General features: G+C 72.2%; 21 protein-coding genes. 14 read left to right on the top strand and 7 right to left on the bottom strand.

The window, feature by feature from the left end; all coding sequences use genetic code 11:
- Positions 1 to 43: 43 nt before the first annotated feature.
- Together ACWDS7_RS34635 and ACWDS7_RS34630 are read left to right on the top strand one after the other, a co-directional pair.
- On the top strand, positions 44 to 430 hold the full coding sequence (locus ACWDS7_RS34635; protein ID WP_451932683.1) for a cytidine deaminase: 387 nt from the start codon (positions 44 to 46) through the stop codon (positions 428 to 430).
- Positions 431 to 432: 2 nt separating this feature from the next.
- Positions 433 to 1,713, top strand: coding sequence for a thymidine phosphorylase (locus ACWDS7_RS34630; protein ID WP_451932682.1), 1,281 nt, complete (start codon positions 433 to 435; stop codon positions 1,711 to 1,713).
- Positions 1,714 to 1,917: 204 nt separating this feature from the next.
- Here the strand turns inward: ACWDS7_RS34630 and ACWDS7_RS34625 are convergent, their stop codons facing one another.
- The gene (locus tag ACWDS7_RS34625; protein ID WP_306859302.1) at positions 1,918 to 2,337 is read right to left on the bottom strand and encodes a MarR family winged helix-turn-helix transcriptional regulator; all 420 of its coding nucleotides are present in this window, start codon (positions 2,335 to 2,337) and stop codon (positions 1,918 to 1,920) included.
- Positions 2,338 to 2,424: 87 nt separating this feature from the next.
- On the opposite strand from ACWDS7_RS34625, the gene ACWDS7_RS34620 reads away from it, so the two are divergent.
- The 7 genes from ACWDS7_RS34620 (at position 2,425) to ACWDS7_RS34590 (ending at position 8,760) form a co-directional block, all read left to right on the top strand.
- On the top strand, positions 2,425 to 3,846 hold the full coding sequence (locus tag ACWDS7_RS34620) for an MFS transporter (protein ID WP_451932681.1): 1,422 nt from the start codon (positions 2,425 to 2,427) through the stop codon (positions 3,844 to 3,846).
- A 244-nt stretch (positions 3,847 to 4,090) separates the two neighbouring features.
- Complete coding sequence (locus ACWDS7_RS34615) at positions 4,091 to 4,708, top strand: AMIN-like domain-containing (lipo)protein (RefSeq protein WP_451932680.1); 618 nt, start codon at positions 4,091 to 4,093, stop codon at positions 4,706 to 4,708.
- Positions 4,709 to 4,860: 152 nt separating this feature from the next.
- Positions 4,861 to 5,214 (top strand): cupin domain-containing protein, encoded by a 354-nt coding sequence (locus ACWDS7_RS34610; protein ID WP_306859296.1) that lies wholly within the window; start codon positions 4,861 to 4,863, stop codon positions 5,212 to 5,214.
- 166 nt (positions 5,215 to 5,380) lie between these two features.
- On the top strand, positions 5,381 to 6,460 hold the full coding sequence (locus tag ACWDS7_RS34605; protein WP_451932679.1) for an adenosine deaminase: 1,080 nt from the start codon (positions 5,381 to 5,383) through the stop codon (positions 6,458 to 6,460).
- Positions 6,461 to 6,488: 28 nt separating this feature from the next.
- A complete protein-coding gene (locus ACWDS7_RS34600) occupies positions 6,489 to 7,172 on the top strand; it encodes a PH domain-containing protein (protein ID WP_451932678.1) in 684 nt (227 codons plus the stop codon).
- 298 nt (positions 7,173 to 7,470) lie between these two features.
- Positions 7,471 to 8,397, top strand: coding sequence for a nitrilase family protein (locus tag ACWDS7_RS34595; RefSeq protein WP_451932677.1), 927 nt, complete (start codon positions 7,471 to 7,473; stop codon positions 8,395 to 8,397).
- Between the two features lie 195 nt (positions 8,398 to 8,592).
- A complete protein-coding gene (locus ACWDS7_RS34590; protein WP_451932676.1) occupies positions 8,593 to 8,760 on the top strand; it encodes a hypothetical protein in 168 nt (55 codons plus the stop codon).
- 97 nt (positions 8,761 to 8,857) lie between these two features.
- Here the strand turns inward: ACWDS7_RS34590 and ACWDS7_RS34585 are convergent, their stop codons facing one another.
- From ACWDS7_RS34585 to ACWDS7_RS34575, 3 genes are all read right to left on the bottom strand, one after another.
- The gene (locus ACWDS7_RS34585; RefSeq protein ID WP_451932675.1) at positions 8,858 to 10,501 is read right to left on the bottom strand and encodes a phospho-sugar mutase; all 1,644 of its coding nucleotides are present in this window, start codon (positions 10,499 to 10,501) and stop codon (positions 8,858 to 8,860) included.
- An 88-nt stretch (positions 10,502 to 10,589) separates the two neighbouring features.
- Complete coding sequence (locus ACWDS7_RS34580; RefSeq protein WP_451932674.1) at positions 10,590 to 11,393, bottom strand: purine-nucleoside phosphorylase; 804 nt, start codon at positions 11,391 to 11,393, stop codon at positions 10,590 to 10,592.
- 92 nt (positions 11,394 to 11,485) lie between these two features.
- Complete coding sequence (locus ACWDS7_RS34575) at positions 11,486 to 11,950, bottom strand: gamma-glutamylcyclotransferase (RefSeq protein WP_442480486.1); 465 nt, start codon at positions 11,948 to 11,950, stop codon at positions 11,486 to 11,488.
- A 132-nt stretch (positions 11,951 to 12,082) separates the two neighbouring features.
- Between ACWDS7_RS34575 and ACWDS7_RS34570 the strand changes: the two genes are divergently transcribed.
- Positions 12,083 to 13,477 carry an NAD(P)H-quinone dehydrogenase gene (locus tag ACWDS7_RS34570; RefSeq protein ID WP_306859281.1) on the top strand — a complete coding sequence of 465 codons (1,395 nt, stop codon included), beginning with the start codon at positions 12,083 to 12,085 and terminating at the stop codon, positions 13,475 to 13,477.
- Here ACWDS7_RS34570 and ACWDS7_RS34565 read toward each other — a convergent pair.
- Together ACWDS7_RS34565 and ACWDS7_RS34560 are read right to left on the bottom strand one after the other, a co-directional pair.
- Positions 13,464 to 14,660: a pentapeptide repeat-containing protein gene (locus ACWDS7_RS34565; protein WP_451932673.1), complete on the bottom strand. Its 1,197-nt coding sequence runs from the start codon at positions 14,658 to 14,660 to the stop codon at positions 13,464 to 13,466. The two genes, ACWDS7_RS34570 and ACWDS7_RS34565, sit on opposite strands and share 14 nt — an antisense overlap.
- A 53-nt stretch (positions 14,661 to 14,713) precedes the next feature.
- Positions 14,714 to 14,989 (bottom strand): hypothetical protein, encoded by a 276-nt coding sequence (locus tag ACWDS7_RS34560; RefSeq protein WP_451932672.1) that lies wholly within the window; start codon positions 14,987 to 14,989, stop codon positions 14,714 to 14,716.
- A 443-nt stretch (positions 14,990 to 15,432) separates the two neighbouring features.
- Here ACWDS7_RS34560 and ACWDS7_RS34555 point away from each other — a divergent pair, with 443 nt between their 5' ends.
- From ACWDS7_RS34555 to ACWDS7_RS34540, 4 genes are all read left to right on the top strand, one after another.
- Positions 15,433 to 15,879 (top strand): Hsp20/alpha crystallin family protein, encoded by a 447-nt coding sequence (locus ACWDS7_RS34555; RefSeq protein ID WP_306859275.1) that lies wholly within the window; start codon positions 15,433 to 15,435, stop codon positions 15,877 to 15,879.
- A 90-nt stretch (positions 15,880 to 15,969) separates the two neighbouring features.
- Positions 15,970 to 16,281 carry a MerR family transcriptional regulator gene (locus ACWDS7_RS34550; protein ID WP_306859273.1) on the top strand — a complete coding sequence of 104 codons (312 nt, stop codon included), beginning with the start codon at positions 15,970 to 15,972 and terminating at the stop codon, positions 16,279 to 16,281.
- 49 nt (positions 16,282 to 16,330) lie between these two features.
- Positions 16,331 to 16,483, top strand: a complete 153-nt coding sequence (locus ACWDS7_RS34545; RefSeq protein ID WP_306859271.1) for a hypothetical protein — start codon at positions 16,331 to 16,333, stop codon at positions 16,481 to 16,483.
- Between the two features lie 80 nt (positions 16,484 to 16,563).
- The gene (locus ACWDS7_RS34540) at positions 16,564 to 16,812 is read left to right on the top strand and encodes a substrate-binding domain-containing protein (RefSeq protein ID WP_451932671.1); all 249 of its coding nucleotides are present in this window, start codon (positions 16,564 to 16,566) and stop codon (positions 16,810 to 16,812) included.
- Between the two features lie 209 nt (positions 16,813 to 17,021).
- Here ACWDS7_RS34540 and ACWDS7_RS34535 read toward each other — a convergent pair whose 3' ends face one another.
- Positions 17,022 to 18,377, bottom strand: a complete 1,356-nt coding sequence (locus tag ACWDS7_RS34535; RefSeq protein ID WP_451932670.1) for a hypothetical protein — start codon at positions 18,375 to 18,377, stop codon at positions 17,022 to 17,024.
- Positions 18,378 to 18,685 lie beyond the last annotated feature (308 nt).

The raw sequence follows: 18,685 nt of genomic DNA, 5'->3' as shown, positions 1-18,685 counted from the left end.
GCCGTACGCGCCACCCCCTCTTCGGCCCCCTCAAGAACAACATCTGGCCCTGCGCCTTCTGGCCGAACGGCCCGCGCGAGCGCCTCACGCACGTCCCCCCTACTCCAAGTTCCCGGTGGGCGCCGCCGCGCTGGTGGACGACGGGCGGATCGTGTCCGGCTGCAACGTGGAGAACGCCTCCTACGGCGTCGGGCTGTGCGCGGAGTGCGGGCTGGTGTCGGCGCTCCAGGCCACCGGTGGCGGCCGGCTGACCGCCTTCACCTGCGTGGACGGGCACGAGGAGCTGCTCATGCCGTGCGGGCGGTGCCGTCAGCTGCTGTACGAGTTCGGCGGCGACACGCTGCTGGTGGAGACCGTGGACGGGCCCAAGCCGATGGCGGAGATCCTGCCGTACGCCTTCGGACCCGATGACCTGAGCCGGGGGGCCTGATCATGGACGCGATCGACGTCATCGTCACCAAGCGGGACGGCCGGGAGCTGTCGGCCGAGCAGATCGACTGGGTGATCGACGCCTACACCAGGGGGGCCGTCGCCGACGAGCAGATGTCCGCCCTCGCGATGGCGATCCTGCTCAACGGCATGACCCGGCGGGAGATCGCCGAGTGGACCCAGGCCATGATCCGGTCCGGGTCCCGGATGGACTGGTCGGCGCTGCCCGGCCGGACCACCGACAAGCACTCCACCGGCGGCGTCGGTGACAAGATCACGCTGCCGCTGGCCCCGCTGGTCGCCGCGTGCGGCGGCTACGTGCCCCAGCTGTCCGGCCGGGGGCTGGGCCACACCGGCGGCACCCTCGACAAGCTGGAGTCGATCCCGGGCTGGCGGGCGTCCCTGTCCAACGAGGGGATGCTCGACGTGCTGGGCAAGGCCGGCGCGGTCATCTGCGCGGCCGGCGACGGGCTGGCCCCGGCCGACAAGAAGCTCTACGCGCTGCGCGACGTCACCGGCACCGTCGAGTCGATCCCGCTGATCGCCTCCTCGATCATGTCGAAGAAGATCGCGGAGGGCACCGGGGCGCTGGTGCTGGATGTCAAGGTCGGCTCCGGCGCCTTCATGAAGACTGTCGACCAGGCCCGCGAGCTGGCCACGACCATGGTCGAGCTGGGCACCGACGCCGGGGTCAACACCGTCGCGCTGCTGACCGCCATGGACCGGCCGCTGGGGCGGGCCGTGGGCAACGCCCTGGAGGTCACCGAGTCGGTCGAGGTGCTCGCCGGCGGCGGGCCGGCCGACGTGGTCGAGCTGACGGTGCGGCTGGCGCGGGAGATGCTGCAGGCCGCCGGCCTGTCCGGGGGCAAGGACCCGGAGCAGGCGCTGAAGGACGGTTCGGCGATGGACGTCTGGCGCCGGATGATCGGTGCCCAGGGCGGCGACCCGGACGCCCTGCTGCCCAGGGCCGCCGAGACGCTGGAGGTCACCGCGCCCTCGTCCGGCGTGCTGACCAGGCTCGACGCGTACGGCGTGGGCCTGGCCGCCTGGCGGCTCGGCGCGGGCCGGGAGCGCAAGGAGGACCCGGTGTCCTTCGGCGCGGGCATCATGCTGCACGCCAGGCCGGGTGACCTGGTCCGTCAGGGGCAGCCGCTGATGACCCTGCACGCCGACGAGACGTCCCGCTTCGAGCGGGCGCTCGCCGCGCTGGAGGGCGCCTACGCGGTCGGCGAGACCGCAGACCCCGGCCTGCTCCCGCTGGTCATCGACCGCGTCACCGCCTGAGCGCCGCCCCGCGCCGGTCCGCCGCTCCTCTTCCGAGCCGGCCCGGGCCGCTCAGGGCCGGGCTCCCGGTGCGGGTCCGGCCTGGACCGGCTGGATGTCCGGTGCGGGTCGACTCTGGGCCGGTTGCGCGCCGTCCGGTGGTCCGGCCTGGGCCGCGCGGGCCGTGGTGTGTGCCGTCCGTGCCGTGTGGACCGGCCGGGCCGCTCAGGCCCGCGCTTCGGCGGGGCTGGAGCACGAGGGCCGGTCGGGCTGCCCGGAGGTGAAGATGTCCGTCAGCACGGCGCGGTGGGTGAGCAGCGCCGCCGCGTGACGGGCGCGGCCCTCGTCGGTGATGAGGACGAAGACGCCCCGCCGGTCGGCCTCGCACATCCCCCGGCGCACCAGCCCTGACTTCTCCAGGCGGGCGATCAGCCGTGAGCACGCGCTCTGGCTCAGGTGGACCGCGTCGGCCACCTCCTGAACCCGGTATTTCTCCTGGCCGCCCTCGACCATCCGCTCCAGGACCTCGAACTCGCTCATGCCGAGCTGGTGTCTCTCGGAGAGCTCGCGTTCCAGTGCGCAGGCGGTCGCGGCGTGCTTGGCCAGCACCTCTCGCCATGCGCGGACCGCGTACTCCTCGCTCATGCCGCGGATCTTACCATGTACAGGCATTAAATGCACGTGAATTAAATTCGGTTGCATTAAATGCATCTGCATGTATTGTTGCCCCCCATGAACCCCTCCCACGACGGGCGCTGGGACGCGCGCCTCTGGGCCGCGCTCACAGTGCTCTGCGCTGTCGTCTTCCTCGACGCACTCGACGTCTCGATGGTGGGCGTCGCCCTGCCGTCCATCCAGGCCGACCTCGGCCTGTCCACCTCCTCCCTGCAGTGGGTGGTCAGTGGCTACGTGCTCGGATACGGCGGTCTGCTCCTGCTCGGGGGCCGCACCGCCGACCTGCTCGGGCGGCGCAGGGTCTTCCTGGCCGCACTGGCGGTCTTCGCCGTGGCCTCTCTGCTCGGCGGTCTGGTCAGCGACGGCACGCTGCTGATCGCCGCCCGCTTCATCAAGGGGATCAGCGCCGCGTTCACCGCCCCCGCCGCGCTGTCCATCATCACCACCACCTTCGCCGAGGGCCCGGCCCGCAACAGGGCCCTCAGCATCTTCACCGCCTCCGGCGCCAGCGGCTTCTCCCTGGGCCTGGTCATCTCGGGATTCCTGACCGAGCTCGGCTGGCGCTGGACCTTCCTCATGCCGGTCCCCGTCGCGATCATCGCGCTGGCGGCGGCCCTGCGGTTCCTGCCCAAGCACCACGAGGAGAGGGCCGAGGGCGGCTACGACCTCATCGGCGCGGTGACCATCACCGCCTCGATGCTGCTGCTGGTGTTCGCCGTGGTCGAGGCCCCCGAAGTGGGCTGGGGCTCGGTCCGCACGATCGCCACCCTGGTGGCCGCAGCGGTCCTGCTGGCGGTGTTCGTGCTGGCCGAGCAGCGGGTCAAGCACCCGCTGGTCCGGCTCGGCATCCTGCGCTCGGGCCCGATCGTCCGGGCCAACCTCGGCCTGGTGATCCTGTTCGGCTCCTACGTCGGCTTCCAGTTCGTGGCCATGCAGTACTTCCAGAACTTCCTGCACTGGTCGGCCCTGGAGACCGCCCTGGCGTTCCTGCCCGCCGGACTGCTGGTGGCCGTGACGTCCACCAAGATGGGCGGCCTGGCCGACCGGTTCGGCACCGCCCGGCTGATCGTGATCGGCTCGGCCGCACTGGCCGCCGGCTACGCCTTCTTCCTGCGGGTGGACGGCAGCCCCAGCCTGGCCACGCTCATCATCCCCGGCATGGTCCTGCTGGGCATCGCCTTCGCCCTGTCCTTCCCGTCGCTGAACATCCAGGCCACCAACGGCGTCGCGGACGACGAGCAGGGACTGGCCTCGGGCCTGCTCAACACCTCGGGACAGGTCGGCGGTGCGGTCGTGCTGGCCATCGTGACGGCGGTGCTCACCTCCAGCACGAGCGCCGACCCGCTCGACGGCTTCCACGCCGCGATCACGGTCTCCGGGATCCTCGGGCTGGTCGGCCTGGTGATCGCCCTCACCGGCCTGCGCCGCCCCCGTACGGCCGTCGCCGTCGAGGACGAGAAGGTGCTGGAGACGGTCTGACGACACTCGCGCGCCGTACGGGGGACACGGGCCCCGCGCGGCACGACGGCCGGCCGCCGCGGGGATCCGGGTCCCGCGGCGGCCTCGTCGTGTGCCGCCCTCCCGGCTCCCGGCCGGATCCTGACCCCTGCCCCGGCACGCCGCCGCGGTCCGGATCCGGCTGCCGCGATCGGGATCCGGTCGATCTCGGCCATCGGGTGAACCACTCCCGGGCGCGGGGCATCTAACGACCCAGGAGGCCATCATGAAGCGCACCCACCTCGTCCTCGCCCTTGTCCCGTTCGTCCTGTCCGCCGCCGGATGCGGCTCCGTCGCACCGGAGGACCTCTCCTCCGCGTCCTCGGCCGCCCCCGCGTCCTCGGCCGCGCAGCCCCAGCCCACGTCGTCGCCGGGAACCTCGTCCTCCACCCCGGGGCGGGCGGCCCCGAAACCTCCGACGAGCACCAAGGAGGTCGAGGTCAAGCGGGCCGTCGACGGGACGCCGACCGTCACCGGCGTGCGCTTCGCCGGGCACGGCGGATTCGACCGCGTGGTGATCGACCTGAAGGGGAACGTGCCGGGATACAGCGTGCGGTGGGTCCCCGAGCTCGTCCAGGACGGGTCCGGCGAGCCGATCGACGTCAAGGGCGGCGCCTACCTCCAGGTGTCGCTGAGCCCGGCCAGCGCGCACAACCGCTCGGGCAGCCCGAGCTGGGCAGGCGGGCCGATCTTCCAGGCCGGGCTGGGCAACGTGCGGCAGGTGGCCAAGACCGGTGACTTCGAGGCCGTGGTGGGGGTGGGCATCGTCCTGGACCACCGGGCGGCCTTCCGGGTGACGGAGCACAAGAACCCGAGCCGGCTGGTCGTCGACGTCGCCCACTGAACCCGAGCCCACGGGGCCCGAGGCACTCAGCCCGAGCCCACGGAGCCCAAGGCACTCAGCCCGAGTCCACGGAGCCCAAGGCACTGAACCCGGGCGACTGAACCCGAGCGCACTGGGCGCGAGCCCGCCGAGACCGATGACAGACTGGTCCGATGGTACGCAAAATCGACAGCGCGACGCGGATCCCGGTCCCGGGCGGCAAGACGATCGACGAATACGTCGGCAGGGTCAACAGCGGTGACAGCGGCATCTCGATCGCGCACATGAGGGCCCCCGCCGGGTGGGACGAGCCGGCCCAGACGCCGGAGTTCGGCGAATACACGCTGGTGCTCAAGGGCACGGTCGTCGTGGAGCACGCGGAGGGCACGACCGAGGTCAACGCCGGGCAGGCGTTCGTGAGCGAGCCGGGCGAGAAGATCCGCTACAGCTGCGGCCCCGAGGGTGCCGAATACGTCGCCGTCTGCCTGCCCGCTTTCTCCCCCGAGTCCGTCAACCGCGAGGAATGACGCGCGGCGGCCGCGCGGTCCGCGCCGCGGTCACGGGCGGCCCTCCTCCGCCACGGCGGTCGCGGGCGCCGGGTGAGGCGGCGCCGGCCGGCTCGCGGCCACGACCGCCCGCGAGAGCGCCGGCCGTACACCCGGTGATACGGCGGCCCGACGGTAAGGTGATGAGATGAGTCAGCTACCCGCTCTTGAGGAGATCCGCCGGGCCCCCAAGGTGTTGCTCCACGATCACCTCGACGGTGGCCTGCGGCCTGGGACCATCGTCGAACTGGCCCGCGAGACGGGCTACGACAGACTTCCCTCGACCGACGTCGACGGCCTGCGGGCCTGGTTCCGGGAAGCGTCCGACTCCGGCTCGCTGGAGCGCTATCTCGAGACCTTCGATCACACGGTCGGCGTCATGCAGACACGAGAGTCGCTCGTCCGGGTCGCCGCCGAGTGCGCCGAGGACCTGGCCGACGACGGCGTGGTCTACGCCGAGGTGCGCTACGCGCCCGAGCAGCACACCTCCGCGGGCCTCAGCCTCGAAGAGGTGATCGAGGCCGTGCAGGAGGGTTTCCGGGCCGGTTCGCAGGGGCGCGGCATCCGGGTGGGCACGCTGCTCACCGCGATGCGCCACCAGGCCAGGTCCATGGAGATCGCCGAGCTCGCGGTCCGCTACCGCGACGTCGGCGTGGTGGGCTTCGACATCGCCGGCGCCGAGGCGGGCTACCCTCCCACCCGGCACCTCGACGCCTTCGAATACCTCCAGCGCGAGAACGCCCACTTCACCATCCACGCCGGTGAGGCGTTCGGCCTGCCGTCGATCTGGCAGGCGATCCAGTGGTGCGGCGCCGACCGGCTCGGCCACGGGGTCCGGATCATCGACGACATCGCGGTGACCGGCGACGGCGAGGCCAAGCTCGGCCGGCTGGCGGCCTACGTCCGCGACAAGCGGATCCCGCTGGAGATGTGCCCGACCTCCAATCTGCAGACCGGCGCCGCGACCTCCATCGCCGAGCACCCGATCGGCCTGCTCCGCCGGCTGAACTTCCGGGTCACGGTCAACACCGACAACCGGCTGATGAGCGGCACCTCCGTCTCCGAGGAGTTCGCCAAGCTGGCCGAGGCGTTCGGCTACGGCTGGGACGACCTGCAGTGGTTCACGATCAACGCCATGAAGTCGGCGTTCCTGCCGTTCGACGAGCGGCTGGCCCTCATCAACGGCGTCATCAAGCCCGGATTCGCGCGGCTCAAGTGGCAGGCGTGAGCGGGCCGGCACGAGTGGAGCGAACTCGATGAAGCAGGTGTTCCGGTCGAGGGCCGCGCTGATCCTCGGCTGGATCTGGATGGCGTTCGCCGCGGGCAACGCGGTGGACCTGACCGTCCGCTACAGCGGGCCGTCCTCGCTGGTCGCCGCCGCGGTGCTGGGGGTGCTGACCGCGCTGGTCTTCATCACCTGCCTGCGCCCGGCGGTCGTCCTGGCCGAGGACGGCGTGCTGGTCCGCAACCCGCTCAGGAACACCTTCGTTCCGTGGGAGGGGGTGGAGGAGGTCACGGTCTCCCACGCGATCAAGATCACATCCGGCGACGGGAGCGTCCGCTGCTGGACGCCGCAGACCTCGGCCCGCGAGCGGGCGGCGGCCGTACGGCGCAGCAACCCCGCCGGCACCGGTGGCCGCTACCGGACCGAGCCGGCGCGCTCGAAGGGGGAGCAGGCCGCGGCCGAGGCGCTGGCGGGCAAGACCCACGCCGACTGGGTGGCCGAGCAGATCACCGAGCGCGCCGAGGCCGCCAGGCGGGCGACCGCCGGATCCGCCGGACGACAGGCCGCGGAGGCCGGCGGTGCCACCGGACCCGCAGGGCCGGCCGGTGAGCCGGCGACCGGGGCCGGGCGGATGAAGGTCACCTGGGCTCCGGCCGCCCTGGGCGCCCTGCTGGCCGCGGTCGCCCTGGTGGTCGTGGCCGCCGTCGCCTCCTGACCGGACCGGTGTGGCCGCAGTCGTCTCCTGACCGGCCCGGCGGGGCTCCGGGGTCGAGGGGACGTGGGACACGGTGGAGACGGTGGAGACGTGCAGTCCGAGCTGATCCGCGATCGACTGCGGCGTTGCCGATCTCGCCTTGCCGGCCACGAGGTGTCCGCCTTTCCCGTCGGGGCGTGTCCCGGACCTTGACGGGAGGTGTCCTACGCCGCAGGATGCCCAGACCACAGCCCAGACGTCCGGGTTCACGCTCCAGATCTGCGCTTGACCCCGCGGGCGGGACGGAGAAGAGGCACAGATGACCGAAGACCACAGCCACCGGACCGAAGAGAGGACCGCCCCCCGGCCGGTGAGTCCCGTCCGTGTCGCCGTGGTCCAGCTCGATCCGCGGGTCGGGGTGGACAGCCGCAAGGACAACATGGCCCGTGCCCTGCGGTCGGCGACCCAGGCCGCCGACGGCGGGGCGGACCTGGTGGTGCTGCCCGAGCTGGCGACCACCGGGTATTCGTTCGAGACCCGCGCCGAGGTCTACGCGCACGCCGAGCGGGTCCCCGACGGCGAGACCGTGGCGGCCTGGGAGTCCTTCGCCCGTGAGCGCGAGGTGTACGTCGTCGCGGGCCTGGTGGAGCGTGAGGGCGCGCGCCTGTACGACACCGCCGTCCTGGTCGGGCCGGACGGTTACATCGGCCGCTACCGCAAGACGCATCTGTGGCACCGGGAGAAGCTGTGGTTCACCCCGGGCGACGAGGGATACCCGGTGTTCGAGACGCCGATCGGCCGCATCGGGCTGCTGATCTGCTGGGACAACTGGTTCCCCGAGGTGCCCAGGCTCCTGGCCCAGCAGGGCGCCGACATCCTCTGCAGCATCAACAACTGGGTGTCGACCTCGCAGCCGCGCTTCGACGAGTCCGGCAGGTGCATGGCCAACTACCTGACGATGACCGCCGCCCATGTCAACAACGTGTTCGTCGCCGCCGCCAACCGCGTGGGCACCGAGCGGGGAACGGAGTTCATCGGCTGCTCGATGATCGTCGGGACGGGCGGCCGGCCGCTCGGCGCGGTCGCCGGCCACGAGCGGGAGGACATCCTGTTCGCCGATGTCGACCTGGTCTCCGCGCGTAGCGCGCCGGTGTGGAACGAGCTCAACGACCTGCTCAGGGACCGCCGGACCGACCTCTACGACGCCATGCTCGGCTACCGGGGCGGTCCGGCGCTGCCGCGCTGAACGCCGGACGCCGCCGGGTCCGCGCCCGCCGCGAGGGCCTGAGCCGTCCATGAGCGGCCGCGGTGTGCTCCATCAGTGGTGAGATGTGTAGTTTCGGGCGGATTATGGGAAGATCGCGTCCGCCCGACGGACCGCACGGTTCCGTCGAAACGGAGAGTTTGACGGAGCCGCGCGGTTACGTCGAAAGGGAGAATCGTGAATCGCAGGACCCTCGACCTTGCCGTCCCCATGGTCTTCGCCGCCGTGATGGTGCTGGCCGCCGTTTTCGGCGCCGGAGGGACGGCTGTCCGGGCGATGGCTCTGGTGGGCGGCATGGCGGTGGCGATCTACTACGCCGCGCTCCGCAAGAACATCAAGCAGTGACGCGCCCGGCGGCGCGTGGCGGCCGCCCCCGCCGGGACTCCGGCGACCAGGGGACCGCTCCGGCGGGGACCAGGGGACTAACTAGGGAACCGGGGAGCTACAGGCCGAGGACGCCGGAGAGGCCGGCCTTCAGCGCGTCGAGGTCCCGTACGGCCCGCGCCCGGGCGTCGGCGACCTCCCCCGTGACGGGGACGACGACCTCCAGATAGCACTTGAGCTTGGGCTCGGTGCCCGACGGGCGGACGACGACGCGGGCGCCGCCGGACAGGCGGTAGCGCAGGCCGTCGGTGGGCGGCAGGCCCGCGGAGCCCTCGCTCAGGTCGTCGGCCGACTCGACCGCGCGGCCCCCGAGCTCGGCCGGCGGGGTGGCGCGCAGACGGGCCATCGCGTCGGTGATCAGTGACAGGTCCTCCACCCGGACCGAGAGCTGTGCGGTGGCGTGCAGGCCGTGCCGGCGCGCCTGGTCGTCGAGGAGGTCGAGCAGGGTGCGGCCGTCGAGCTTGGCCTGGGCGGCCAGGCCGGCGACGGTCAGCGCCGCGCCGATGCCGTCCTTGTCGTGGACGGGCAGGCCCGACCCGGAGCCGACGCTGTATCCCAGGGCCTCCTCGTAGCCGAAGACCAGCCCGTCTCCGGCCTTCATGATCCACTTGAAGCCGGTGAGGGTCTCGGCGTAGCGCACGCCGTACGCGGAGGCGATCTTGCCGAGCAGGGAGGAGGAGACGATGGTGGTGGCCACCAGGCGCCCGTCGCCGGAGGTCTGCCTGATCACGTGCTCGCCGAGGAGGGCGCCCACCTCGTCGCCGGTCAGCATCCGGTAGCCGCCGTCCGGCAGGGGCACGCCCACCGCGCAGCGGTCCGCGTCGGGGTCGTTGGCCAGCACGATGTCCGCGCCGGTGCTCCGGGCGAGCTCCAGCGCGAGGTCCATCGCACCCGGCTCCTCCGGGTTGGGGAAGGCGACGGTGGGGAAGTCCGGATCGGGGGCGGCCTGTGCCCCGACGGTCGCCGGGACGTCGAAGCCCGCCGCCCGGAAGGCCCCGGTCAGCGTGGCGCCGCCCACGCCGTGCAGCGGTGTGTAGGCCACCCGCAGGTCACGGGCGTCGCCGAGCGGGAGCGCGGTCACCGCCTCCAGGTAGGCGGCCACGACGTCGTCGCCCAGCGTGGTCCAGGCGGGGTCGGCGGGGGAGCCGAGGGGCAGGCCGGAGACCGGGCCGACGGCGTCGATGGCGGCGGAGATCTCCGCGTCGACCGGCGGCACGATCTGGGAGCCGTCGCCCCAGTAGACCTTGTAGCCGTTGTCCCGGGGCGGGTTGTGGCTGGCGGTGACGGTCACGCCCGCGTCGGCGCCGAGGTGGCGGACGGCGAAGGCCAGCACCGGGGTGGGCAGCGGCCGGGGCAGGACCGAGGCGCGCAGCCCGGCGCCGGTGAGCACGGCGGCGGTGTCGTGGGCGAAGACGTCGGAGTTGTGCCGGGCGTCGTAGCCGATCACCACGTGCCGCCCGGGGCCGAGGACCCGGGCGAGACCGGCGGCGGCGCGCATGACGGTGACCCGGTTCATCCGGTTGGGGCCCGCGCCCAGCTCGCCGCGGAGCCCGGCGGTGCCGAACTCCAGCTTGGTCCCGAACCGCTCGCGCAACGCGCCCGCGTCGCCGTCCTCCAGCAGCGCGGTGAGCTCGGCCCGGGTCTCCGGGTCCGGGTCCTGGGCCAGCCAGGACTGCGCAAGCCGTACGAGATCGCTGCTCATCGTCACCCCATGCTCCGGGCGGTCGCCCGCCCGTCCGTCGGCCGGTCACCGGCCGCCGCCACGGCCCGCCGGGCCGCGCGGTTGTCTCCTACAGCTTGTCGACGACCTTGGACAGCAGGCCGCCCATGCGTGCGGCGGTGGCGCGGCCGACCTCCAGCACTTCCTCGTGGTTCAGCGGCTCGCCCACCAGCCCGGCGCCCGGGTTGGTGACCAGGGAGATGCCGAGCACGTCGGCGCCGCCCTCGCGGGCCGCGACGGCCTCCAGCGCGGTGGACATGCCGACCATGTCGCCGCCGAGGATCCGGCACATGCGGACCTCGGCCGGCGTCTCGTAGGTCGGGCCGCGGAAGGCCACGTAGACGCCCTCGGCCATCGACGGCTCGATCTCGCGGACCAGGTCGCGCAGTCGCCGGGAGTAGACCTCGGTGAGGTCGACGAAGGTGGCCCCGGTGATCGGGTTGGCGCCGGTCAGGTTGATGTGGTCACTGATCAGCACCGCCTCGCCGACCTCCTGGGTCTCCGGGCGCAGGCCGCCGGCGGCGTTGGTCAGCACGACCGTGCCGACGCCGGCCTTGATCGCGGTCCGCACCCCGTGCACGACCGGGTCCACGCCGCGTCCCTCGTAGAGGTGGGTGCGGCCCAGGAAGATCAGTGCGGTCTTGCCCGACCCGGTCCGCACCGCGCGGATCCTGCCCGCGTGGCCGGCCACGGCGGGCGGTGCGAAACCGGGCAGCTCGGTCACCGGGATCTCGGCGATCGTCTCGCCGATCGCGTCGGCGGCCGGCACCCAGCCCGAACCCATCACGAGCGCGACGTCGAACGACTCAACTCCGACAGCGCTCTTCAGCGCGGTCGCGGCTCCGGCGGCGAGTGCATAAGGGTCATTGCTCACGTTGCAGAGCGTACTCGCCGTTCTTCCCGGATCGGGCCGCGCGACATCCCGGCCGGGCGCCGGGACGCCCGCGCCGGGACCGGCGGCCTCCGTCAGCCCCCGAGAGACTTGCAGGGACGGCTGCGCAGGTCCTTGACGTAGTCGTCGGGGGCGCCGGCGTGCTCGGCCGCCTCGGCGAGGATGCCGAGGTAGCGCGCGGAGGGCAGGCCGCCCTCGTAGCCGTCGAGCACGTAGAACCAGGCGACGACCTCGCCCTCCAGGGTCTGCACGCGGAGCCTGACCTTGTGGTAGAGGCCGCGGGCCGCGCCCTCCCACTGGTCGAGGGAGGTCTCGTCCCATTCGGGCACGTCATAGAGGACGACGAAGACCTGTTCGTCGGGATCCTCGACGATGGAGGCGAGCGCCCCCTCCCAGCCGAGGTCGTTCCCGCCGAACGTCAGGCGCCAGCCCTGAAGCCAGCCCGACCCTCGCATGGGAGAGTGCGGGGCCCGCTGGGCCATCTGCTTCGGGTCCATGTTGCTGCCGTAGGCGGCGTAGACAGGCACGGCATCCAACATTAATCGAAGATCGGCCAGACGCCCGCTCCGCCTCGGCGTCCCGTCGATTTCTTCTGTGCCCGCAGGGGTTCACGCGGTTCCGGAGGGGGACCCAATGGATGGTTGGTCCGGGGATGCGGGAGAATGGGGTACGTGACGAGGATCGTGATCATCGGTGGCGGGCCTGGCGGATACGAGGCGGCGCTGGTGGCCGCGCAACTTGGCGCACAGGTGACCGTGGTCGAACAGGACGGTCCCGGCGGGGCTTGCGTGCTGACGGACTGCGTGCCGTCCAAGACGCTGATCGCCACCTCCGTGCGCAAGCAGGCGCTGCTCGACGCCAGCATGCTCGGCGTGCACTTCACCGGCGGTCCCGACGGCGACGTCGGCGGCGTCATCGCCGACATGCCGCTGGTGAACAAGCGGGTGAAGGAGCTGGCCCAGGCGCAGTCCGCCGACATCGCCGCGCGGCTGGCCGCCGAGGGGGTCGAGGTGGTCCGGGGCGCCGGGCGGCTGGTCGACCCGCAGGTGGTCAGGGCCGGTGACCGGACGATCCGGGCCGACGTGGTCATCGTGGCGACCGGCGCGACCCCGCGCATCCTGCCCAGCGCCGAGCCGGACGGGGAGCGCATCCTCACCTGGCGTCAGATGTACGACCTGGAGGAGCTGCCCGAGCACCTCATCGTGGTCGGCTCCGGTGTCACCGGCGCGGAGTTCGCGGGCGCCTACCGCTCCCTGGGCTCGGAGGTCACGCTCGTGTCCTCGCGCGACCGGATGATGCCCAACGAGGACGCCGACGCCGCCGAGGTCCTCGAAGAGGTCTACCGCCGCCGCGGGATGAACGTCATGGGCCGCTCCCGGGCCGAGTCGGTCAAGCGCACCGCCGACGGCGTGGTCGTCACGCTGGAGGACGGCAGGACCGCCGAGGGCACCCACTGCCTGATGACGGTCGGCATGATCCCCAACACCGCCGGGATCGGCCTCCAGGAGGCCGGGGTCACCCTCGACCGGGGCGGCTTCATCCAGGTGGACAAGGTCTCGCGCACCTCCGCGCCCGGCGTCTACGCGGCCGGTGACTGCACCGGCGTGCTGATGCTCGCCTCGGTCGCCGCCATGCAGGGCCGGATCGCGGTCTGGCACGCGCTCGGCGAGGCCGTGCAGCCGCTCCGCCTGGCCACCGTGGCCTCCAACATCTTCACCGACCCCGAGATCGCCGCCGTGGGCGTCGCCCAGAAGGCGATCGAGGCCGGCGAGATCGAGGCCAACGTGGTCAAGCTGCCGCTGGCCACCAACGCCCGCGCCAAGATGCAGGGCTTCAACGACGGCTTCGTGAAGCTGTTCTGCCGCCCGCACACCGGCATCATCCTCGGTGGCGTCGTGGTCGCCCCCGGCGCGTCCGAGCTGATCCTGGCGGTCTCGGTGGCCGTCCAGCAGCGGCTCACCGTGGACCAGCTCGCCCACACCTTCGCGGTCTATCCCGCGCTGTCGGGCTCCATCACCGAGGCGGCCCGCCGCCTGATGCAGCCGACGACCCCTAGCGGGATCTGACCCGGAGCCGTCCCAGGGCGTTCCTGCCGTCCTGTACGGCGGCCGCCACGGAGTGCAGCTCCTCCTCCCGCCGGGCCACGGCCAGCGCCCTCTTGGCCGCCTCGTAGGCGTCCAGCGCGTGCCGCCAGTCCTGCTCGCCGCTGACCGCGCCGCGCCCGCTGACCTGGAACTCGTAGTCGAGCTGGTCGATCTCCTCGCCCAGCCGGGTGACGTCCTCCTCGGCGCCGCGCAGCAGGAGCGCGAACCGGGCGCCCCGCCTGCTCCGCCGCTGGGCGCTGATCCCCCAGATCACCACCGTGACGGCCAGGCCGAGGGCGCTGACCACCACCATGACGAGCCCGACGGACGGGACACCGCTCCCGGTCCGCCCGGTGTCCGGCGTCGCGGCCGTGTCGTCCTGGGCGCGGTCGGTGTCGGGGGAGATCGGGCCGACCGGCAGGCTGATGCCCGTCGGGGTGCCCCTGGCGCCGGTCAGGTCCGCGTCGTCGGCCTGGATGAAGGAGGCCCCCTCCACCAGCGCGCCGGTGAAGTCGGCCCCGTCCAGCTCGGCCTGGACGAACACGGCCTCGCTCACGTCGGCGTCCTTGAACGTCGCGTTGCGCAGGTTGGCCTGGCCCATCTTGGCCTCGTGGAGCTTGGCCCGGGTGAAGTCGGCCTTGCGCGCCTTGATCTGGCCCGGGGTGCTCTCGTTGAGGTCGGCGTCGATCAGCTTGGCGTTGGTGAAGTCGACCTGGGTCAGCTCGGCCCGGGTCAGCGCCACCCCGGTCAGGTCGGCGTGCGGGAACTCCGCCTGCCCGGCCTCGGCGTCGACCATGATCGCGCCACGCAGGTCGGCGTGGTCGGCGTGCATCTGGCCGAGGTCGGCCTCGGTGAGATCGGCGCCGCGCAGGTCGGCGTATTTCAGCGTGGCCTGGGTGAGATCGGCCTGCTTGAGGACGGCGCCGCGCAGGATCGCCCCGGTCAGGTCCTTCTGGGTGAGGTCCACGCCGTTCAGCTTGGCCTTGGTCAGGTCCGCGCAGCGCAGGCTGTAGGGGAGCGAGGCGCCCTTGGTGAAATCCCTGCCGCGCAGGTTGGGGCCCTGGCCGGGCCTGCAGGGCCCGGCCTCCGCCTGGGCCGGGGAGATCAGGGTCCCTGACAGCGCGAAGATCGCGACAGTGAGTGCCAGAGGAACGGAACGACGCACGAGAGCCTCCTCGGAAAGCAGTCCCGATCGTGTCAGTGGATCATTGCACCCCGCTAGACATCCGCTTGCACCTTGTGCACAGCGTAACCATCCGATGACAGACGCGGTCCGGCGGTGCCCCGCCGGCCGCCGCCGCGGTCGATCGCGAACAGCCGGTCGCCCCGCCGTACGAGCTTCACGGGGGCGGGTTCCAGGCCCAGCAGGCGGGCGCGGGCGTCGTTCAGCGCCTCCGGCGTGCCGTGCCTGCCCGTCAGCCAGGTCTGAAGGCCGGCGGCCGGTACGTCACGGTCTCCGTGCCGCTGAAGCGGATCCCGCTGTCCGTCCGGCACGGCGCGCTCGTCCCGGTCCCCGCAGAGCCGGGCGAGGCCGTGGGGGACGGGCCGTACGGAAAGATCACAAAGGCCGTGGTCAACAGTCCTGGGCACCAGAGGCCGGCCCGTCGCGCGGCGGCCGAAGCGGCCCCGCTGCTCAAGAACGCCCGCTCAGCCCGGGGCGGAAGGTCGCCGTGGTGGGCCGTCGGCCAAGACCCTCTACGCCGACTGGTATTCGGGAAGCTGCCCTGCCGGATCGCCCGTTCGACGGCGTCAAGGAGCGCACCGCCGCCGTCGCCGGCAGCGAGGGCGACGACCGCACCGGCCACGTCAGCGGCCCGACGCGGATTTTCGCGGAAGGTACTTGCGCTCACCGCTGTCGGTAACTTATAACTTCAGTAAGAGCTTTTCGAGAAGGCAGGCTTGAGGATACCTGCCTGGTCCAATGGAGGTGGTTACCGATGCTGCTGACGTCGATCGACCCGTTCGTCCAGGAGTTCGACCGTCAGTTCGACCGGCTCGCGCGGCAGGCGCTCGGATGGGGCGAGAGCGACACGCGCGGGGCCATGCCGCTGGACGGCGTCCGCCGCAAGGATGACGTTCTTCTCAAGTTCGACCTGCCCGGCATCGACCCCGACTCCATCGAGGTGACCGTCGACCGCGGCGTGCTCTCCGTGAGCGCCCGCCGCGAGGAGGAGCACGGGCAGGACGACCGGCTGTTCGTGCGCGAGCGCCCGATGGGCACCTTCACCCGCCGGGTCTACCTCTCCGAGCACCTCGACAGCGAGAAGGTCGACGCCGCCTACTCCAACGGTGTCCTGGCCGTGCGCATCCCGGTGATCGAGAGGGCGAAGCCTCGCAAGGTCGAGATCCACAAGGCCGACGAGGTCAAGTCGATCAAGGCCTGAACGCCCATGATCTGAACAGCGAACCTCGACAGGGTGGGTGCCGGGTCCCGGCGCCCACCCTGCGGCGTTCACGCCACCGCGGAAAGAGTGATGATGGTCAGGCTCCCCTTCGACGACGAACACGCCCCGCTCTACTCGGTCGGCCAGGTGGCCGACATGCTCCATGTCGAACAGGCGTTCCTGCGCCGTCTCGACGAGCACGACGTGGTACGGCCCGCCCGTTCCAGCGGCGGCCAGCGCCGCTACACCCGTCACGAGATCGGGGACCTCCAGAACGCCATCCAGCTCGTCGGCGAGGGCATGACCCTCGCCGCCGTCCGCCGTATCTTCGAGCTGCAGCACCAGGTCAGGGAGCTCCAGGAGGAGCTGGCCAGGGAGCGGGCCGCCCGCCGGGAGGGCTGAGACCTCGGGTGGGTGCTCGCCCTCCCCGGCGCCCTGGCTGCTGCCCGCGGTGGAGGCCGAGACGCGTGGGCGCACGATCGCGCCGGACGCCGGGGGCTGCCAGGTCGTGGCCTCGACGCTGGGCTACGGCGCGGCGGCGCTGGGCGGCGCCGCGCGGGTGCTCGACTCGGTGGACTCGGGCCGTTTGCCGCGCGTCTCTTGACCTGAGCCTCACAGGCGTGCGCCTTTCAGGGAAGCTCCGTTCGGAACACGCGTGTAACGGACGGAGTTTCCCTGGACCGATTGTCGAAGCGCTTCGACAGCGGCGCGCTGCGCCAGTACGGCAGGCGGGTGCCCGGGGAGATCGCGGTGGTGGCGATCTGCCCCGACGACATCGCCGAGCGCTCCGGCCCGGCGCTCACCTCGGTGCTGATCCCGGCCGAGGAGGTCGGCCGCCAAGCGGTGCGGCTGCTGATGGACAAGCTCGCGGGCCGCGCCGTACCCGACGGCACGCTGCTGGAGCCCCGGCTGACCGTCCGCGACAGCACCTGAGCGGAGGCGTGCCGGTGCCCGGTCCGCGCGGCGGTGGCCGGCCCGTCCCTCCGAGACGGTCCTTGAAGCGGGGAGGGCCGGGACCCGGTCCGCGCGACGGGCAACCTGGCGGGGCATGCAGGTGTCCGCGCGGCGGGCCCTGAGCGGCGCCTGACGTGACGACGGGCGCGCCCCCTGGGGGACGCGCCCGTCTCGGCTGTCAGCGGTGACTACCAGTCGCCGCCGCCGAAGTCACCGCCGCCGAAGTCGCCGCCGCCGCCGAAGTCACCCCAGCCGCCGCCGCCGAAGTCGCCGCCGCCGCCGAAGTCACCTCCGCTTTCGGCCGCGCCGTCCGCGTAGCCGGCGCCGTAGCCGCCCATGCCCCAGCCGCCGCCCATCATGCTGCCGAGCATGGTGCCGACGAGCATGCCGGTCATGACGTCGCCGAAGCCGCCGTAGTAGCCGTAGGCGTAGGGCTGGTAGGCCGGGCCCGCGTCGTAGTAGGGGCGGCGCTGGCCGTTGACCATGACCTCGCGCGTCTGCGGCTCGAAGCCGCGCTCGATCGCCTCCGCGTCGCCCGCGCAGGCGGGCACGTCGCGCACCGCGCCGCCGGGGGGCGCCCAGCGGACGTCACGGACCGAGGGGCCGTGCTGCGGGTTGAAGAAGCAGGGCGAGCGCCGCTCGGGGAGCGGCTGGTGGTTGACGCGGGCCTTCACGCAGGCGAGGGCGTAGCGGCCCTCCTCCAGCGCGGTGGTCACGTTGCGCAGCTCGTCGGGGCGCTTGACCGCCGTGAGCTCCACCTTGGCCCGCTCGTAGGAGTCGAGCGCGCGCTGCCAGTCCTGCTGGTGCGCGGCGCCGTCGCCGAGCAGCTTGACGTCGGTGTCGAGGTCGGTGATCTCCTCACCGAACTTGGTGACGTCCTCGTCGACGGTCTGCTTGACCGCGGCCAGCTCGGCGGCCTCGCGGGCCTCGCGCTGCTGCTTCTTCTTGCGGGAGTAGAAGAAGATGCCCGCGCCGCCGGCCAGGGCCAGCACCAGGATGCCGACCAGCACGCCGGCGCTGGAGCCGCCGCCGGAGGAGGAGCCGGAGCTGGAGCCGATGCCCGCGCCGGTGGCCGCGTCGTCCGCCAGCTTGACGAAGTTGATCACGTTGTCCGTCGGGCTGGCGGTGGTCTTGGCCCGGCCCAGGAGCTCGTCGACGTCGACACCCTTGATGTTGGAGGTGCCGAACGGGGTCTTTCCGCTCATCAGCAGGACGGTGGACTTGCCGCCGATGTCCTTGCGGACCGAGGTCAGCATGGTCCTCGCCTGCGACTGGCTGGTGATCGAGCCCTGGGGCAGCAGCGCCACGTAGACCGAGGAGGTCTGCTCGGCGGCGCTGCTGATGGCGTCGGCGGCGTTGGCCGGCACTCCCGCGGCGGGGTCGATGTAGGTGTGATCTCCGTCCTTCAACCCGGCGGAGACCGTGCTGGGGTCGGGCGCCGCGGCGTTGGCCGCCGGCGCGATCATGAAGATGGCCAGCAGTCCGGCGAATAGCGCGACGATCGCGACACCGAGACGACCTGGCGCGGATTTAGTGGTGATCACGGCAGAAAGCCTCCTTCGTCCTGAAAGACGAATGAGTGGACGTCAGAGTTCCCTACTGCTTGACCGTATCCCCTCCCGGGCCACGTGTCGCAGCGAGATCGTCATCAGGCCGGTCGTGGTGCGCCCGCACGCCTGTCGTACGTGCCGTCAACAGCGGTTCCCCGCCCCGGCGGAACGTCTGTGGATCTTCCGATCAGCTGGAGGGACCGTCGGGGTGGGGGTGGTCAGGTGTCCTTGATGTCGCAGACGGTGGCGCCGGCGGTGACGCTCTCGCCCACCCCGGCCCGTAGCCCGGTCACGGTGCCCGC

The sequence above is a fragment of the Streptosporangium sp. NPDC003464 genome (genome assembly GCF_053588315.1).
The sequence above is the reverse complement of the archived record's forward strand: the minus strand, read 5'-3'. Positions and strand labels throughout refer to the sequence as shown.

What these genes read in the sequence shown, in the direction of transcription:
- ACWDS7_RS34600 (WP_451932678.1), top strand. Translation starts at nt 6,489, where the DNA reads ATGAAGCAGGTGTTCCGGTCGAGGGCCGCGCTGATCCTCGGCTGGATC.
- ACWDS7_RS34610 (WP_306859296.1), top strand. Translation starts at nt 4,861, where the DNA reads ATGGTACGCAAAATCGACAGCGCGACGCGGATCCCGGTCCCGGGCGGC.
- ACWDS7_RS34625 (WP_306859302.1), bottom strand. Translation starts at nt 2,337, where the DNA reads ATGAGCGAGGAGTACGCGGTCCGCGCATGGCGAGAGGTGCTGGCCAAG.
- ACWDS7_RS34550 (WP_306859273.1), top strand. Translation starts at nt 15,970, where the DNA reads ATGATGGTCAGGCTCCCCTTCGACGACGAACACGCCCCGCTCTACTCG.
- ACWDS7_RS34575 (WP_442480486.1), bottom strand. Translation starts at nt 11,950, where the DNA reads ATGTTGGATGCCGTGCCTGTCTACGCCGCCTACGGCAGCAACATGGAC.
- ACWDS7_RS34615 (WP_451932680.1), top strand. Translation starts at nt 4,091, where the DNA reads ATGAAGCGCACCCACCTCGTCCTCGCCCTTGTCCCGTTCGTCCTGTCC.
- ACWDS7_RS34620 (WP_451932681.1), top strand. Translation starts at nt 2,425, where the DNA reads ATGAACCCCTCCCACGACGGGCGCTGGGACGCGCGCCTCTGGGCCGCG.
- ACWDS7_RS34555 (WP_306859275.1), top strand. Translation starts at nt 15,433, where the DNA reads ATGCTGCTGACGTCGATCGACCCGTTCGTCCAGGAGTTCGACCGTCAG.
- ACWDS7_RS34605 (WP_451932679.1), top strand. Translation starts at nt 5,381, where the DNA reads ATGAGTCAGCTACCCGCTCTTGAGGAGATCCGCCGGGCCCCCAAGGTG.
- ACWDS7_RS34585 (WP_451932675.1), bottom strand. Translation starts at nt 10,501, where the DNA reads ATGAGCAGCGATCTCGTACGGCTTGCGCAGTCCTGGCTGGCCCAGGAC.
- ACWDS7_RS34630 (WP_451932682.1), top strand. Translation starts at nt 433, where the DNA reads ATGGACGCGATCGACGTCATCGTCACCAAGCGGGACGGCCGGGAGCTG.
- ACWDS7_RS34595 (WP_451932677.1), top strand. Translation starts at nt 7,471, where the DNA reads ATGACCGAAGACCACAGCCACCGGACCGAAGAGAGGACCGCCCCCCGG.